This is a genomic window from Bacillus sp. FJAT-45066, from assembly GCF_002335755.1.
Classification (GTDB): domain Bacteria; phylum Bacillota; class Bacilli; order Bacillales; family Bacillaceae_I; genus Bacillus_CD; species Bacillus_CD alkalisoli.
Window position 1 is genome coordinate 3,649,779 of sequence record NZ_NISQ01000001.1, and the last position, 15,687, is coordinate 3,665,465.

Genomic DNA, 15,687 nt, shown 5'->3' on the forward strand with positions numbered 1-15,687 from the left:
TGAAGTTGGTATATTTTACATTTAACTGATAGGGGGATTCTTTCCAAATGAAGAAGTACTTATTAGCTCTCGTATTAGGTAGTGGAATAGTGGCACTAGCAGCTTGTGGCGGCGGTGGAGACACAACGAACAATGCAGCACCGGGAACAGATGCACCAGCAGCTGGTGGAGACGGTACAGTAGATGTTGCGGCAGCAGAAGCTCTTTACAAACAAAGTTGTGCATCTTGTCACGGCGGTAACTTAGATGGTGGATTTGGTCCAAAGCTTTCACAAGTTGGGTCAAAATACAGTGCGCAAGAAATTGAAAACATCATTATTAATGGTCAAGGTTCGATGCAAGGTGGGTTCTTAAAAGGTGACGACGCAACGCTAGTTGCTAATTGGTTAGCTCAACAAAAATAAACTAATAAAAAGAATTCTTACATAATGATGTAAGGGTTCTTTTTTTTTGTCCAAGAAGATTCCATACATACTTGGCAAAAATCAACCTCCGCGGCATTTATATTAACTTGTCGTTCTTTAACGAGAATTGTTTTGTTCTTAATATTGAAAAATTCAAAGTTGTTCTTTATAATGAAAAGTGTGTAGTGTTATGGACAATCTATTCAAGAAAGGGAGTGTTATTAATATTCAGATTTTTTAAAAATTAATATTTGATAAGGGGAGATAATATTGCGTAAAAAGTTAGCTGCTTCGTTTATTACCTTGTGTGCTTTGTTTCTTGTATTAAGTACTTTTACAGCGGGAGCACAATATCAGAGTGCAACAATTCATAAAGACTTGCATATTGCTAGTGTTCATGGAGACTTAGATTTTTCTTTAAACAAAGAAGTTACTGTTATAGTTGAACTTACGGAACAGTCTATCGTTGAGGCAAAACATAGTGGCATAAGCCAATCTAAAGCAAAATTAAAGCAAGCTAGAGAAGATGTTATTGCTGAAATTGACGAAAAAACTTCTAACAGTCAAGTGAATCATGAATATGATTACGTATTCTCAGGCTTCTCTTTACAAATAAAAGCAAGTGAAATACCTCATATTCTAACAATACCTGGAGTAAAAGCTGTATATCCAAATGTGGAATATACTGCGTTAGAAACTGGTGTTGAACTTCCGGCAGATGCTTATAGTCCTCATATGATGGATTCTGCACCTTTCATCGGATCTGAAGAAGCATGGGATGCTGGCTTTACTGGAAAAGGCGTTACTGTTGCAATTATTGACACTGGTGTAGATTATACTCATCCAGATTTAGCACATGCATTTGGTGACTATAAAGGTTGGGATCTTGTTGATAATGACAATGATCCTCAAGAAACACCTGTTGGTGACCCCCGTGGAAATTCAACTACACACGGAACGCACGTTGCAGGTACAGTAGCGGCTAATGGATTAATTAAGGGAGTTGCACCTGATGCTACTTTATTAGCGTATCGCGTATTAGGGCCTGGTGGAAGTGGAACAACTCAAAACGTAGTTGCTGGTATTGAGCGTGCCGTTCAAGATGGAGCAGACGTTATGAACCTATCATTAGGAAACTCTGTAAACAGTCCTGACTGGGCTACTTCTATTGCACTAGACTGGGCAATGGCAGAAGGAGTTGTAGCAGTAACTTCCAACGGTAACAGTGGTCCAAACAACTGGACGGTTGGATCTCCTGGTACTTCTCGTGAAGCTATCTCTGTAGGTGCAACACAATTACCTTATAATGTATTTACAGCAAAAACAATGTCTTCTGATGGTGTTTCTTATGCTTCCTCAGCTGTACAAGGGCACCCTTCGGAAGAAGCGTTACTTGCACTTAACGGAAAAGACTTTAAATTAGTAGATGTTGGTTTCGGTGCACCTGGTGACTTTGTAGGGAAAGATTTAACAGGTAAGATTGCTTTAATCAGCCGTGGTGCTGGTATTCCGTTTGTGGATAAAGCATCTGAAGCGAAAAAAGCTGGTGCTGTAGGTGCAATCCTTTACAATAACGTTGCAGGTACAATGCCGAACATCCCTGGTATGGCTGTTCCAACAATTATGTTAAGCCAGGCAGATGGTCTTGCCTTATTAGCAAAAGTTAATGAAGTAACGGTTAGCTTTGAGATTGATTTCTCAGCTGAAGTAGGGGAAACTGTAGCTGACTTCTCTTCTCGTGGACCAGTTACTAGTACTTGGATGATTAAACCAGATGTTTCTGCACCTGGTGTAAATATTACAAGTACAGTTCCGACTCATAATCCAGCAAATCCATATGGATATGCAGCATTTCAAGGTACAAGTATGGCGGCTCCACATGTAGCTGGTGCTGCAGCTTTAATATTACAAGCGAACCAAAGCTGGGGAGTATATGAAGTGAAATCCGCATTAATGAATACGGCTGAAGATATGATTAATCCTGCAACAGGCAAATCATATCCTTATAACACTCAAGGTGCTGGAAGTATTCGTGTACTTGATGCTATAAAAACAGAAACTTTGGTACTACCTGGTAGCTATTCTTTTGGTATTTTTGAAAGAACAGAAGGTACGCAGTTAGATAGACAACAGTTCCAAATTAAGAACACTTCTAATAAAGCAAAACAATATTCTGTTAAATTTAATTTTAATAGAGAAGTAGGTAGTAACGTAAGAGTTTCTACTACAAGCACTGTTCGTGTTAATCCAGGTGTTACACAAAACGTAAACTTAAGTGTTATGGTTAATGGAGCTAATCTACAACCTGGCTATTATGAAGGGTATTTAACAGTTACAGAAGGTGGTAAAGTTATTGAGGTACCGACTATCCTTTTTATTGGACAGCCTGATTATCCAAGAGTAACGTTGACTGGTGTAACTGCTTTAGGGAATAATAACTTTGAAGTATATGCACATTTACCTGGAGGAGCTGATTCATATGAACTGGCTATATACCGTTTAGTTGGTTCTCAACTGGCATATTTAGGTGATGTATATGCGGCACAAGATATTAAAGAACACGGTATCTACGAGCACAACTGGAATGGTACTTTCTTAAATGGAAGTGTAGTTCCTAATGGAACGTATTATTTAGTAGCATGGGTAACTAAAGGCGATCGAACAGATTATGCTATTATTGAGCCACCAGTAACTATTAGAAGATAAATAGAAAGACTTGCAAAAGGTTACTTTTGCAGGTCTTTTAGTTTGTTTAGGTGTATTAACATACTCCTATAATAATAGACTCTTCATTTTTAACCGTTGTTATAATATCCAGATACAGTCATATAGACTACAGTGCCGTCTGACAGTTTCACAATTAATACATCTTTATCTTCCTTTGAAGCATATATCTTGTCACCAACGTCTAAATAATTCGACTCAAAGTTCTGTTTTGGTTTCACTTCTTTTTTTACTTTATTCTTCACTTCGCCAATCTTCACATCTGCCGTAAACTCGTCGTTTAATACCTCACCTTGCCATATGTAATCTTTCCCATCGACAACTAAAATTCCTGCATAGGAAACTACGTATGAAGAATTACGTTCGGAGTCAAAGTTGCTGCATCCACTTAAAATAATAAAAGCAATGAAAATAGTAACGATATATTTCATTATGAACACCCTCCTATTTCTATATAGACGAAAAAGAATCCTAAAAGTTTCAGTCCGTATTTTCTCTTATAGTAGTATAATTTTCACGTGTATAATTTACTACGAATGTGTCCAAAGGTAAACAATCGTAAAATAATAGAAATTTCCCTACAAAATTCACGATAATACTCTAACGGGTAATTAGTAACAAGTGAATTGAAAATCTAGTAAAATCACATAGTTAAATAGATAAATTAAAATGTAAATTATAGTAAAATAACTAAATCAAAAATATCATTTTCACAAAACTGCAACAAAGTTTATTGAAAATTACTTTTTTTCAAAATATAATTTGACTTGTACATAAATCGTCAAACTTTTCGGGGGTGAAACGACCAAAAAAGACAGAATATTCGGAATAGTACTTTTTAACTACAACTACAAAACTCATAGGGGAGTGGAACAGATTGAACAAAGCAAAAAGCAAAAAAAGAATGTCATTCTTACTAATTTTTTCAGCACTTATACTAGTATTCAGTACATTTTCCACCGTATCAGCAAATCCAAACCGCACGACAAATGTAGTAGATTTAGCAGAAATTTATGGTGACTACGACTTTACATCTTCAGACATAACTTCCGTAATCGTTGAAATTCAAGAACCTTCTATCGTTGAAGCAAAACAAACTGGCAAAAGCCAAACAAAACAAAAGTTGAAAAATGCACGTGAAAAAGTGAAAAAAGACGTAGCAGCGCGTACTGCTAATTCTAAAGTATATCGTGAATACGATCATGTATTCTCTGGATTTTCTTTAAGCTTACCAGCAAATGAAATTCCAAATCTATTAACAACTCCTGGAGTAAAAGCTGTTTATCCTAACGTAGAATATACAGTTGACTCTAATACAGAGTTTTTAACAGAAGAATCTTATAGCCCAGCTATGTTAGAATCTGCTCCACATATCGGATCAAACGAAGCGTGGGATTTAGGATTCACTGGGGAAGGTGTTAAAGTAGCAGTTATCGACACTGGTGTTGATTACACTCACCCTGACTTAGCGGGTAACTTTGGCGACTACAAAGGTTGGGACTTCGTTGATAACAACGATGATCCACAAGAAACGTTCCCAGGAGATCCTCGTGGGGGAGCAACAACACATGGCACTCATGTTGCAGGTACAGTTGCAGGTAATGGTTTAATCAAAGGTGTTGCTCCTGATGCAACTTTACTAGCATACCGCGTACTTGGTCCAGGCGGTAGCGGGACAACAGAAAACGTAGTAGCGGGTATTGAGCGTGCTGTACTAGACGGTGCACATGTTATGAACTTATCTTTAGGTAACACATTAAACAGTCCAGACTGGGCAACATCTATCGCGTTAGATTGGGCTATGGCTGAAGGAGTAGTAGCAGTTACTTCTAACGGAAACTCTGGTCCGAACAACTGGACAGTTGGTTCACCAGGAACTTCTCGTGAAGCAATCTCTGTAGGGGCAACTCAACTTCCTTACAATGTATTTACAGCAACAACAACTTCATCTGATGGTGTATCTTACGCTTCATCAGCTGTACAAGGATTCCCATCAGAAGAAGAACTATTAGCACTTAATGGCCAAAATTTTGAATTAGTTGATGTAGGCTTCGGTGCTCCAGCTGACTTCGCTGGTAAAGATTTAACAGGTAAAATCGCATTAATTAGCCGTGGTGCAGGCATTCCTTTCGTTGATAAAGCAACAGAAGCGAAAAAAGCAGGTGCTGTTGGTGCAGTTCTTTATAACAACGTAGCAGGTGTTATGCCATTAATCCCTGGTATGGATGTTCCTACAGTTATGCTTAACCAAGCGGATGGCGAAGCGTTATTAGCTAAAGTTAGAGCAGAAGGTGTAACAGTTAGCTTCGATATCGCATTCGCACAACGCGTTGGTGAAACAATGGCTGCTTTCTCTTCTCGTGGACCCGTTGTAGACACTTGGATGATCAAGCCAGATGTATCAGCTCCTGGTGTAAACATCGTAAGTACAGTACCGACGTTTAATCCAGATGCTCCACACGGTTACGGTGCAAAACAAGGTACAAGTATGGCAGCTCCACACGTTGCAGGCGCAGCAGCAGTCATTTTACAAGCTAACCCAACTTGGGATGTATACCAAGTTAAATCAGCATTAATGAATACGTCTGAAAAATTAACGAACCCTGCGACAGGTGCATTGTACGCACATAACGCTCAAGGTGCAGGATCAATCCGTGTAGTAGAAGCATTAAAAGCAAAAACGTTAGTAGTACCAGGCAGTTATTCATTTGGAGTGTTCTCCAATGAAGACGATAAAGAAGTTCAACGTAATCAGTTTGAAATTCAAAACTTATCTGATAAAGTAAAACGATACAATGTGAAATTTGAATTCAAAAACGAGGTTGGCAAACATGTGAAGGTGACAACAAGCAACAACGTACGCGTTCAACCTGGCAAATCTCAAAAAGTAAATGTTGGTGTTCAAGTAGATGCTGGAAAATTAGCACCAGGTTACTATGAAGGTAACTTACTTGTAACAGAAGGTGGAAAAACAACACACGTACCGACTATTCTATTCATTGGCGAGCCAGACTACCCACGTGTGACTCACTTTGGGTTTACTCCACTAGGTAACAACGAGTTCGAATTCTATTCTTACTTACCAGGTGGAGCAGACGAATTTGAGATTTGGGTATTCGCAGCTACATCAACAGGTGGTATTGGAGCATACTTAGGTGAAGGTCTATATGACAGCAACCTTGGAAAAGGTTATAACTATCACGATTGGAATGGTACGTTAGTAGATGGAACAGTATTACCAGCTGGTAATTACCGTGTGGCAGTATTCTCTAAAAAAGGAAACCTTGATCGTGCTATTGCAGCAGCAGATGTGTTAGTAATTCAATAAGAAAAATGAAAAGCCCTTCAGATGAAAAGTCTGTAGGGCTTTTGTCTAATCTTTCATAAAAACTTTTTTGATTTATTATGAGAAAATACTTGAATCAATTTCATAATTACTGTTCGTTTAGTGAAAAAAGAATGTTCCGTTTATATAATTAAATAACGTTCTATATAACACGTAAATTATATGAAAGAATAGGTTTAATATTCGTTTTTCGTTTAGTAATTGTACATTATGAAACTCACTCAATTAAAAAATACATGAATTAATCGTAGGTAATATTTTTCCTTCTATTATATATACAGAGGTACCTCTTACTAACTTCCAAAATTCTCCTCTATTCCCTATTTTACAACAACTTTTGAAATAAAACTGTAATATTTTAAACTCTGATTTTGTCGGAAAATGATGTTATAATGTAATAGTCAACGATTGCGCATACAACGCAATGCATACGATATGCATGTGTGTTCTATTATTCATGAATAGATTAATAGATTAAGAGACTAAATAGTTAACGTCGAAACTTCTGAGTTTATGGACAAACTTCAAACAAAAAAGGTGATTTAATACATGATTGAAATGAAAGAAGTATTTAAAAAATACCCGAACGGTGTACAAGCTGTGAATGGTATAAATATAAAAATTGATCAAGGCGAATTCGTCTATGTTGTAGGGCCGAGTGGTGCTGGTAAGTCAACGTTCATTAAAATGATGCATCGAGAAGAAAAACCGACAAGTGGATCCATTATAATTGACGGAATTGAATTATCAAAAATTAAAGAAAGTAAAGTGCCGATTTTTCGTCGAAACATCGGAGTTGTTTTCCAAGATTATAAATTACTACATCAATTAACGGTATTCGAAAACGTTGCATTCGCGTTGGAAGTTATTGAAGAGTCACCAAAAGTGATTAAAAAACGGGTTATGGAAGTGTTAGATTTAGTTAAGTTAAAACATAAAGCACGTCATTTTCCAACAGAACTATCAGGTGGAGAGCAGCAACGTGTATCGATTGCCCGCTCCATTGTAAACAACCCGAGAGTGATGATTGCCGATGAGCCTACCGGAAACTTAGATCCAGAAACATCGTGGGAAATTATGAACATCTTCGAAGAGATTAATGAAAAAGGCACAACAATCGTTATGGCAACCCATAACCGTGAAATTGTAAACACAATCAAAAAGCGTGTTATCGCAATTGAAAACGGAAAAATTGCCCGTGACGAAGCGAAGGGGGTTTACGGTTATGAAGCCTAGAACACTCATTCGTCATTTTAAAGAAAGTTTTAAAAGTTTAACTAGAAACGGTTGGATGACTTTTGCATCTATTTCCGCCGTAACCGTGACATTAGTGCTTGTTGGAGTTTTCTTAGTACTGATGATGAACTTAAACAGTGTCGCAACAGAAATTGAAAAAGATGTTGAAATAAGAACTTATATAGAGCTAACAGCAACGGAAGAAGAGGCAGCCGAGTTACAAACGCAAATTGAAGCGATAGATAAAGTAGAATTGGTTGAATTTTCTTCTAAAGATAAAGAACTGCAAAGTTTAGTGAATAGTTTCGGTGAAGATGGAAGTGTGATCGGGGAACTATTTGAGCAAAACAACCCGTTATACGATGTGTTAGTCGTTAAGACGGCAAACCCTCATGATACATTTGTAGTCGCAAAAGAGATTGAAAAACTGGATAACGCCTACAAAGTCATTTTTGGTCAAGAAACAGTGGAAAAATTATTCCAAGTTTTTGAGATTGCTAGAAATATAGGATTAGCATTAATTTTAGGATTAGTATTTACAGCGATGTTCTTAATCTCTAATACGATTAAAATTACTATATTCGCTCGTAGAAGAGAAATTGAAATAATGAAGTTAGTAGGGGCAACAAACGGATTTATTCGCTGGCCATTCTTCCTTGAAGGCTTATGGTTGGGAGTGTTAGGTTCTGTTGTACCAATTGCAATAGTTTTAACAGCTTATTACTATGTCATTGATTTAGTACAACCTAGACTACAAGGAAACTTCTTACAGCTTTTACCGTTTTATCCGTTCGCATTCCAAGTTACAGCAATCTTAGTAGCAATTGGAGCATTCATTGGGATTTGGGGAAGCATGATGTCTGTTCGAAAGTTTTTGAAAGTTTAATAGTTTAATTTAATAGTTTAATTGAAAATTAAATACCCGTATGTAGAAAAATGTAAACATTTTGAGAAGGAATTTACCTTCTCGCCATACATACAGAAAAATTTTAAGAAAAGATCTAGGGGGAACGAGGAAGCATGAGAAGAAAGATTGGAATAATCATAATCGCAGCTGTCATTGGAATAACTGGTTTCTTTTCTACAAACTTTACCGAGCAAGTATCAGCCAATCTTGAAATGAAAGAACGTTTAAACGATGTAAAAGATGATCGTGAATCAAATCAAGAATCACAGCAAGCAAAAAAAGATGAAGTATCGAAGTTACAAGCAGAACAACAAAAGCTTCGTGAAGAAGTGAGAAAACTAGACCTTGCAGTAGAAACAACGAAAAATAATATTCGTACAAAACAGTCAGAAATCGAAGCAACTCAACTAGAAATTGAAGAGTTAAAAGCTGAAATTGAAGTATTAATAGAACGTATAGAACGTAGAAGTATATTATTAGAAGACCGTGCACGCTCTTTCCAACAAGGTGGAGGCGCGATTAATTATCTAGACGTAATCTTAGGTGCACAAAGTTTTGGGGACTTTTTAGATAGAGTGAATGCAGTAGCAACTATTCTGCAGGCAGACCGAGACATCATGGTAGCTCATCAAAATGACCTGCAACTTTTAGAAGAAAAAGAGCTTGAACTTCGCAACAAATTGGTTAGCCTAGAACAACAACTAGTAGAATTAGAACACTTAGAGGCAAGTCTTCGTCAACAAATTAAGCAAAAAGATGCTTTAATGGCAGATTTAAAGAAACAAGAAGACGAAGCAATGCATGAGCTTCATGAATTAGAAGACGAAGCGAAATTATTAGCAGCTCAAGAAAGAGCGATTAAAGCAGAAATTAAAGCGTATGAAGAAAGAAAGAAACGTGAAGAAGAAGAGCGTCGTCAGCGTGAAGAAGAAGAGCGTAAACGTCAAGAAGCGGAAGCAGCAGCAGCAGCTGCGGCGGCTGCTGCAAGAGCGGCCGCTGGTAATAGTTCACCAGCACCATCTAGTCCAGCACCGGCACCGGCACCGGCACCAACACCACCTTCTCCACCGCCAGCGTCTAATTCAGGGAACTTTGGAGTGCCAGCAACTGGAGCGGTTACATCTGGTTTCGGAACTCGTTGGGGATCTTTCCATGCTGGTATTGATATCGGTCGTGGTGGAAGATCGAATGTACCAGTTGTAGCATCAGCTGCAGGTACAGTGTTCCAGTCTTACTACTCTACATCTTACGGAAATGTTGTCTTTATTACGCATAACATCGATGGCCAAATTTGGACAACGGTTTACGCACACTTAGAAAACCGTGCAGTAAGTGAAGGACAGTCTGTATCTAGAGGACAATTCTTAGGATATATGGGTAACACAGGATTCTCTACTGGACCACACTTACACTTTGAACTTCACCGTGGAATGTGGAACGGTAATAAAACGAATGCAGTAAACCCTAGAAGTTTCATTAATTTCTAATCATTGTGATACTATAAGAAAGTTCTTAAATTGAATAAATATGATTATCCAAACACAACTTTGTCAAACTTATTGATAGAGTTGTGTTTTTTGTTCTATGGATACACTGAAAAGTTTGCTTTGGGTACTAATTGTTGATGTTCGCTACAGGTGCTTCGCTTTCCGCGGGTGGTAAAAAGGAAGGTTATTTTCACTGTCGTGAAAAAACCTACTCCTCGGCGCTAACGCCTGCGGGGTCTCGCTCGTCGCACTTCTCCCGCAGGAGTCTCCACACCTGTAGCGAACATCAACTTCTATTGTGGTAATAAACCAGAATGTAACACTAACTTTTCATGTGCCATGGTGCGAATTTCATTAGCATGGTTGCATCTGTAAAAGGTTAATGTTGTTTTTTCAGCAGTTGATTTCCGTGCAAATCTAAGACTCCTCGAAAATGCATCGCTTCGTATCCTTCGTTTTAAATACATCTAGTTAGCTTACTTCTTCTTAAAAGAAACGGCCCTACCAGCTGCTCCAACTGAGTCTATCGTTACGTCTTTTTCCATATTTCTGGATGGTTTATTTTTCGTTTTTCACCACCAAGGTATTGCCCTTTATGCTCTTGTTGTACTTTATTAAATTAATCAAAGTTTTCATTTACCATTTGGACTCCTCCTTTAAGTTCACTCGTATTAGTATGAATAAAGGGGAGTTATTTATTTCGAAATAGCTAGCAATAGTCATTGAAATTAATCAGTTTTTTCCTCTTCAAATTTTACATTTAGTGGCGGGGTGCTCACCACTTCAAATGTTGCAGAAGCTAGTTGAACCTTTCCTGAACTATTCTCTATTTCCTCCAAGATTTTCGTGAACAACTCGTCTTTCATGATTCTACGCTTTTTATATTCAACAACATATCGCAACGTAAACTCTACCCAGTTGTCATTTACCGCTAGTGTCACGAGAGGCTTTGTGGTGGCATCTTCAATGTTAAATTTCCGAACCATTGTTTCCCAGTGTTCTTGAGCGTGGTCGCTATAAGCTCCTGTTTTTTCAAACGCAACACGGTTTATTAGCTCCCTTGCAAACGTATAATCACTACCAAATTTCACAGGAATGGTAATTTCGTCCCACAGAAATGGAAAGTCTGTGGAGTAATTATATACAGGTTCTGTAAATACGAAGCTATTCGCAATTTTTACAATGCGACCGTTATATAAGTCGCCATTTACCCATCTACCGGTTTCCATGATTGTTGTTCGAAGTATACCAAGATCAATAACATCCCCTGTAACACCTCCAAGTTGAACGCGATCCCCAGTTTTAAACATCCCACCAACAATAATTGTTAACCATCCAGCAACACTCGCGATCACTTCCCGTAAGGAAAAAGCAATTCCTGCACTCGCTACTCCAAGCACGACCGTAATTCCACCAAGCTTATCACTGTACAGCACAACTAAAAAAATACCTGCAAGCACATAGCCAAAAATATTAATCGATTTCCTCGTTTTATACCAGTTACTATGATCTCGAACATAGCGTTGCACACTTTTCCTCAAGCCAGTAGCAAAAAAGAAAATAACCGTAATACCAACAATCGCAATTAAAATCTTATGTATCGAAGTATGAGTCATTAAATAATGTAGCTGCTCATTTAATATTTGTTCTTCCATTAATAGTCTCCTCAATATTAGCTTATAGAAATCTTTACCCTTGAAAAAAGAAGACAAACCAATAGATGGGAATCGAGAACATTGCTGATGAGTGCTTTACAATAGTAAGTGTTTCAAGTGAGCATTTAATAGCGAACTAAAACATGGGTATTAGACGGTGCTTGAAAAATAGAACTATCCTTATTCATTATGTATAAAATGTACAAGCATAACATATAATCTAAGAAAGAAAAGGCATTACACTACTAAAAGTGTAATGCCTTTTCTAGAATAGAAAAATTTGTTACGATATACGGATCTGTATACATACTGAAGTATAATAGTTAAGTTAAGAAAGTTATTTTTATCAAAAATTAGTTCCAAAACTAAATACCAAAATTACATAATAATAACGGATATACACTTTCTCTTATTCAAATAGTTATACATTTCAATTACATAATTGCTATGTTACAATGACGTTAACCAAATGAACGGTTTTGCGTTGGATATAAGGAGGGCTACTATGAACCGAAAAGTATTACCATTACTCGTTTTATTATCTGTTTTATTAGGTGCTGCAGGCATGTACACTGGCCTACAAATGTTTGGGCATCAGCCCGCAACAACTATTCCTTCCAAGCAAGCAGAAGGACAAGGTCAAGAAAACAAAGAAACAAACGCTATTCCAGTCAATCTGGACGAGCAAATGGAAAAAATCCGCCAAACTTTCGAATTAATTTCTAAAAGGTATGTGGATGAAGTTGATGAATCAACGTTAATAGAAGGCGCCATTCAAGGAATGGTAAACACGCTAAACGATCCATACTCCGTATATATGGATAAAGCAACAGCCGACCAATTCACTCAAAACTTAGAATCCTCTTTTGAAGGAATTGGGGCAGAAGTTGGCATGCAAAACGGAAAAGTAACGATCGTTTCTCCTTTCCGTGGCTCACCAGCAGAAAAAGCAGGCTTAATGCCAAACGACTCTATCATTAGCGTCGACGGCGAAGATATTACGGGCCTTGATTTATACCAAGCGGTTTTGAAAATCCGCGGTGAAAAAGGGACTATTGTAAAACTAGAAGTTGAGCGTCCAGGCGTAAATGAGCCGTTCGTCGTCGATGTAACACGTGATACCATTCCGTTAGAAACGGTATACTCGAAAACATTTGATGTAAACAATAAAAAAGTTGGATACATCCAAATTACTTCTTTTGCAAAAGACACAGCTAATGACTTTAAAGATCAATTAAGAGAATTAGAACAAGAAAATATTGCAGGCTTAATTATCGACGTACGAGGTAATCCTGGTGGCTTGTTAGAGCAAGTTCAAGGCATTGTCTCTGAGTTAATCACAAAAGATAAACCATACTTACAAATTGAAGAACGATCTGGTGAAAAGCAACGCTACTTCTCGTCTTTAACAGAGAAAAAGCCATATCCAATCGTCACTTTAATAGATAAAGGAAGTGCATCTGCTTCAGAAATTTTAGCGGGAGCTTTAAAAGAAGCTGGTGGATATGAAATCGTTGGTGATGCATCTTTCGGTAAAGGTACTGTTCAACAAGCTATACCGTTTAATGATGGCAGTAACGTGAAGTTAACATTATTCAAGTGGTTAACTCCAGACGGAAACTGGATTCATAACGAAGGAGTTCAACCGACTGTTCCTGTTAAACAACCAGATTATTTCTATGCTAACCCTATCAGTTTAGAAGAGAACGAAGAGTTAGCTTTTGATACAAATAGCGAAAAAGTACGCAACGCACAAGTAATGTTAAACGGTATCGGCTTTGATGCGGGGCGTTTAGATGGATACTTCAGTAAAGAAACAGAAGAGGCCGTGAAGAAGTTCCAACAAGAAAACGGCTTAACGGTCACAGGCAAAATCGACAGTAGCACCGCAGAACAACTACAAAGCCAATTAATCGAAGCAGTACGAGCAGAAGAAAACGACCTACAGCTGAAAAAAGCGAAGGAAGTATTGTTTCAATAATAATTATTCAATATTAAAACTTAGTGTTGATAATTAAATACTATTACCTGTTGATTTCCGAGCAAGGCTGAGACTCCTGCGGGAAAAGCGGGGAGCGGGAGACCCCACAGGCGCTTGCGCCGAGGAGTAGGTTTTTTCACTTCAGTGAAAATAACCTTCCTTTTTACCGCCCGCGGAAAGCGAAGCCTTGCACGGAAATCAACAGCGAACTTTAAAATTGCTAATAATTATAGTGAATTTCTTCAAAAACTTACGAAACTTGGCCAGATTCCTGTATGGGAGTCTGGCCTCTTTGTGTTAAAATAATGTTATGTCTGTCTTTTGATTTTACAACTCATTTTTTACATGAGTGAGTTTCAAAATGTACAATTACAAAACGAAAAACGAATATTAAACCTATTATTTCATATAATTTACGTTTTATATCGAACGTTATTTAATTATAATAAACGGAACATTCGTTTTTCACTAAACGAACAGTAATTATGAAATTGATTCACATATATATTATTAATGATGGATTGGCGGTGGTTGGCTTGTTTGAAGTACTTAGTATGGAATTATTGAAGGCGATTGGACGCTTTTTTATTCATCCAGTCACCTATACAACCCTTGTAGTAGCCCTCTTTTTAGGATATTTTCGTGTGAAAAGAGAACGATACGATTTTCATACGAGAGTTTTTGACGTAATTCAAGAATTGCGTTTTTCAAGTCGAGGCATCTTATACGGCTTCGCAATATCCATTATTACAGTTGGACTTGGTTTAATGCTACCGTTCGGAACGATTGTACTCATTACAATCATCACAATTTTGTTCATGTTAACGATGAAACCACGCTGGCTATCTGCTGGATACATACTAGGTTTATCGTTGTTACTCGTATTTGTATTACCGAAAATGACAACTGGCATCCTTGTTTTGGACGAGTTGTTTCTAAGTATTGGCACGACAAACATAACAACATTGGCTATCGTTTTGGCTATGTTACTGTTTGCAGAAGGGCTCCTTATATCCAAGCAAGCAAGTATGCAAACTTCTCCACAATTATGGAAAAGTAAACGAGGATTGCCAGTCGGAGCGCATGATTCGAAAAGAATATGGCTAGTGCCTGTTTTCTTATTTTTACCTGGAGAAGGATTTTCAGCTACGGTTGAATGGTGGCCCGTGTTCCATGTAGGTGGCGAAGCCTTCACATTATGGTTAGTCCCATTTGCCATTGGTTTTTCTCAACATGTAAGAACAAGCTTCCCAGATCAGACAATTCGGTTTACTGGAAGAAAAGTTATGTTGTTAGCTGTAATTGTTACAGGGCTAGCGATTGGGTCTTATTGGTGGGCTATTGTGGCAGTAATTGCTGGATTCTTTGCATTCATCGGAAGAGAAGCGATTTCTTATGCGGCTCGTGCTACTGATGAGAAAGATTCCCCAATATTTGTACACCGTAAAGAAGGATTGATTGTACTTGGGATTATTCCAGGTACGCCAGCAGCTTCGACGAATGTGAAAGTTGGAGAAATTATTTTGAAAGTGAATGGAATGTCGGTTTCATCTGTTGGAGACTTTTACGAAGCACTTCATAAAAACCGGGCATTTTGTAAACTACAAGTTGTAGACGAAAATGGAGAATCCCGTTTCGTTCAAAGAGCATTATACGAAGGCGAACATCATGAATTAGGCTTCTTATTTGTCCAAGAAGGTAGAAAATGGGACAAGGAAAAAATAGTCTAAACAAAGAAAAAATAGATAGGTAGTAACGGGTTCGGTTTTGGAGCGAAAATTTAATATAACAATAACTTATATAGGCTAATTCGCAATGGATTAGTCTTTTATTATTTGCTGGTATAACAGCATTTATAACGATATAGCGCATATCATTAAACCACTGAAGGTTGTGGTTGAGATTTATTGAGTTATTTAAAATAATTTGATTAAATATAGGGGGCGA

General features: G+C 37.7%; 10 protein-coding genes. 8 read left to right on the top strand and 2 right to left on the bottom strand.

Translation table 11 applies throughout. The features are described from left to right. The first annotated feature begins 47 nt into the window (after positions 1 to 47). Together cccB and CDZ92_RS18210 are read left to right on the top strand one after the other, a co-directional pair. Positions 48 to 404 (top strand): cytochrome c551, encoded by a 357-nt coding sequence (gene cccB / locus CDZ92_RS18205; RefSeq protein WP_096156618.1) that lies wholly within the window; start codon positions 48 to 50, stop codon positions 402 to 404. A 270-nt stretch (positions 405 to 674) separates the two neighbouring features. Then, positions 675 to 3,110 (top strand): S8 family serine peptidase, encoded by a 2,436-nt coding sequence (locus CDZ92_RS18210; protein WP_096156619.1) that lies wholly within the window; start codon positions 675 to 677, stop codon positions 3,108 to 3,110. A gap of 89 nt (positions 3,111 to 3,199) precedes the next feature. On the opposite strand, the gene CDZ92_RS18215 is transcribed toward CDZ92_RS18210, so the two are convergent. Next, positions 3,200 to 3,559, bottom strand: coding sequence for a hypothetical protein (locus CDZ92_RS18215; RefSeq protein ID WP_096156620.1), 360 nt, complete (start codon positions 3,557 to 3,559; stop codon positions 3,200 to 3,202). Between the two features lie 473 nt (positions 3,560 to 4,032). Between CDZ92_RS18215 and CDZ92_RS18220 the strand changes: the two genes are divergently transcribed. The 4 genes from CDZ92_RS18220 to CDZ92_RS20420 all read left to right on the top strand — a co-directional run bounded on the left by CDZ92_RS18220 (position 4,033) and on the right by CDZ92_RS20420 (position 10,104). After that, positions 4,033 to 6,456, top strand: coding sequence for a S8 family serine peptidase (locus tag CDZ92_RS18220; RefSeq protein WP_096157063.1), 2,424 nt, complete (start codon positions 4,033 to 4,035; stop codon positions 6,454 to 6,456). A gap of 567 nt (positions 6,457 to 7,023) precedes the next feature. Further along, complete coding sequence (gene ftsE, locus CDZ92_RS18225) at positions 7,024 to 7,710, top strand: cell division ATP-binding protein FtsE (RefSeq protein ID WP_096156621.1); 687 nt, start codon at positions 7,024 to 7,026, stop codon at positions 7,708 to 7,710. Next, the gene (ftsX, locus tag CDZ92_RS18230; RefSeq protein ID WP_096156622.1) at positions 7,700 to 8,596 is read left to right on the top strand and encodes a permease-like cell division protein FtsX; all 897 of its coding nucleotides are present in this window, start codon (positions 7,700 to 7,702) and stop codon (positions 8,594 to 8,596) included. Before ftsE ends, ftsX begins: the two co-directional genes overlap by 11 nt. Before the next feature lie 134 nt (positions 8,597 to 8,730). Next, positions 8,731 to 10,104, top strand: a complete 1,374-nt coding sequence (locus CDZ92_RS20420) for a murein hydrolase activator EnvC family protein (protein WP_096156623.1) — start codon at positions 8,731 to 8,733, stop codon at positions 10,102 to 10,104. 728 nt (positions 10,105 to 10,832) lie between these two features. Here the strand turns inward: CDZ92_RS20420 and CDZ92_RS18240 are convergent. Further along, positions 10,833 to 11,759 carry a mechanosensitive ion channel family protein gene (locus tag CDZ92_RS18240; protein ID WP_096156624.1) on the bottom strand — a complete coding sequence of 309 codons (927 nt, stop codon included), beginning with the start codon at positions 11,757 to 11,759 and terminating at the stop codon, positions 10,833 to 10,835. 505 nt (positions 11,760 to 12,264) lie between these two features. On the opposite strand from CDZ92_RS18240, the gene CDZ92_RS18245 reads away from it, so the two are divergent. Both CDZ92_RS18245 and CDZ92_RS18250 read left to right on the top strand, forming a co-directional pair. Continuing rightward, positions 12,265 to 13,740: a S41 family peptidase gene (locus CDZ92_RS18245; RefSeq protein WP_096156625.1), complete on the top strand. Its 1,476-nt coding sequence runs from the start codon at positions 12,265 to 12,267 to the stop codon at positions 13,738 to 13,740. 485 nt (positions 13,741 to 14,225) lie between these two features. Further along, on the top strand, positions 14,226 to 15,470 hold the full coding sequence (locus tag CDZ92_RS18250) for a PDZ domain-containing protein (protein WP_255249843.1): 1,245 nt from the start codon (positions 14,226 to 14,228) through the stop codon (positions 15,468 to 15,470). Positions 15,471 to 15,687: the final 217 nt, after the last annotated feature.

Coding starts and splice junctions, on each gene's coding strand:
- CDZ92_RS18250 (WP_255249843.1), top strand. CDS start 14,226: ATGAAATTGATTCACATATATATTATTAATGATGGATTGGCGGTGGTT.
- CDZ92_RS18215 (WP_096156620.1), bottom strand. CDS start 3,559: ATGAAATATATCGTTACTATTTTCATTGCTTTTATTATTTTAAGTGGA.
- ftsX (WP_096156622.1), top strand. CDS start 7,700: ATGAAGCCTAGAACACTCATTCGTCATTTTAAAGAAAGTTTTAAAAGT.
- CDZ92_RS20420 (WP_096156623.1), top strand. CDS start 8,731: ATGAGAAGAAAGATTGGAATAATCATAATCGCAGCTGTCATTGGAATA.
- CDZ92_RS18245 (WP_096156625.1), top strand. CDS start 12,265: ATGAACCGAAAAGTATTACCATTACTCGTTTTATTATCTGTTTTATTA.
- ftsE (WP_096156621.1), top strand. CDS start 7,024: ATGATTGAAATGAAAGAAGTATTTAAAAAATACCCGAACGGTGTACAA.
- cccB (WP_096156618.1), top strand. CDS start 48: ATGAAGAAGTACTTATTAGCTCTCGTATTAGGTAGTGGAATAGTGGCA.
- CDZ92_RS18220 (WP_096157063.1), top strand. CDS start 4,033: ATGTCATTCTTACTAATTTTTTCAGCACTTATACTAGTATTCAGTACA.
- CDZ92_RS18240 (WP_096156624.1), bottom strand. CDS start 11,759: ATGGAAGAACAAATATTAAATGAGCAGCTACATTATTTAATGACTCAT.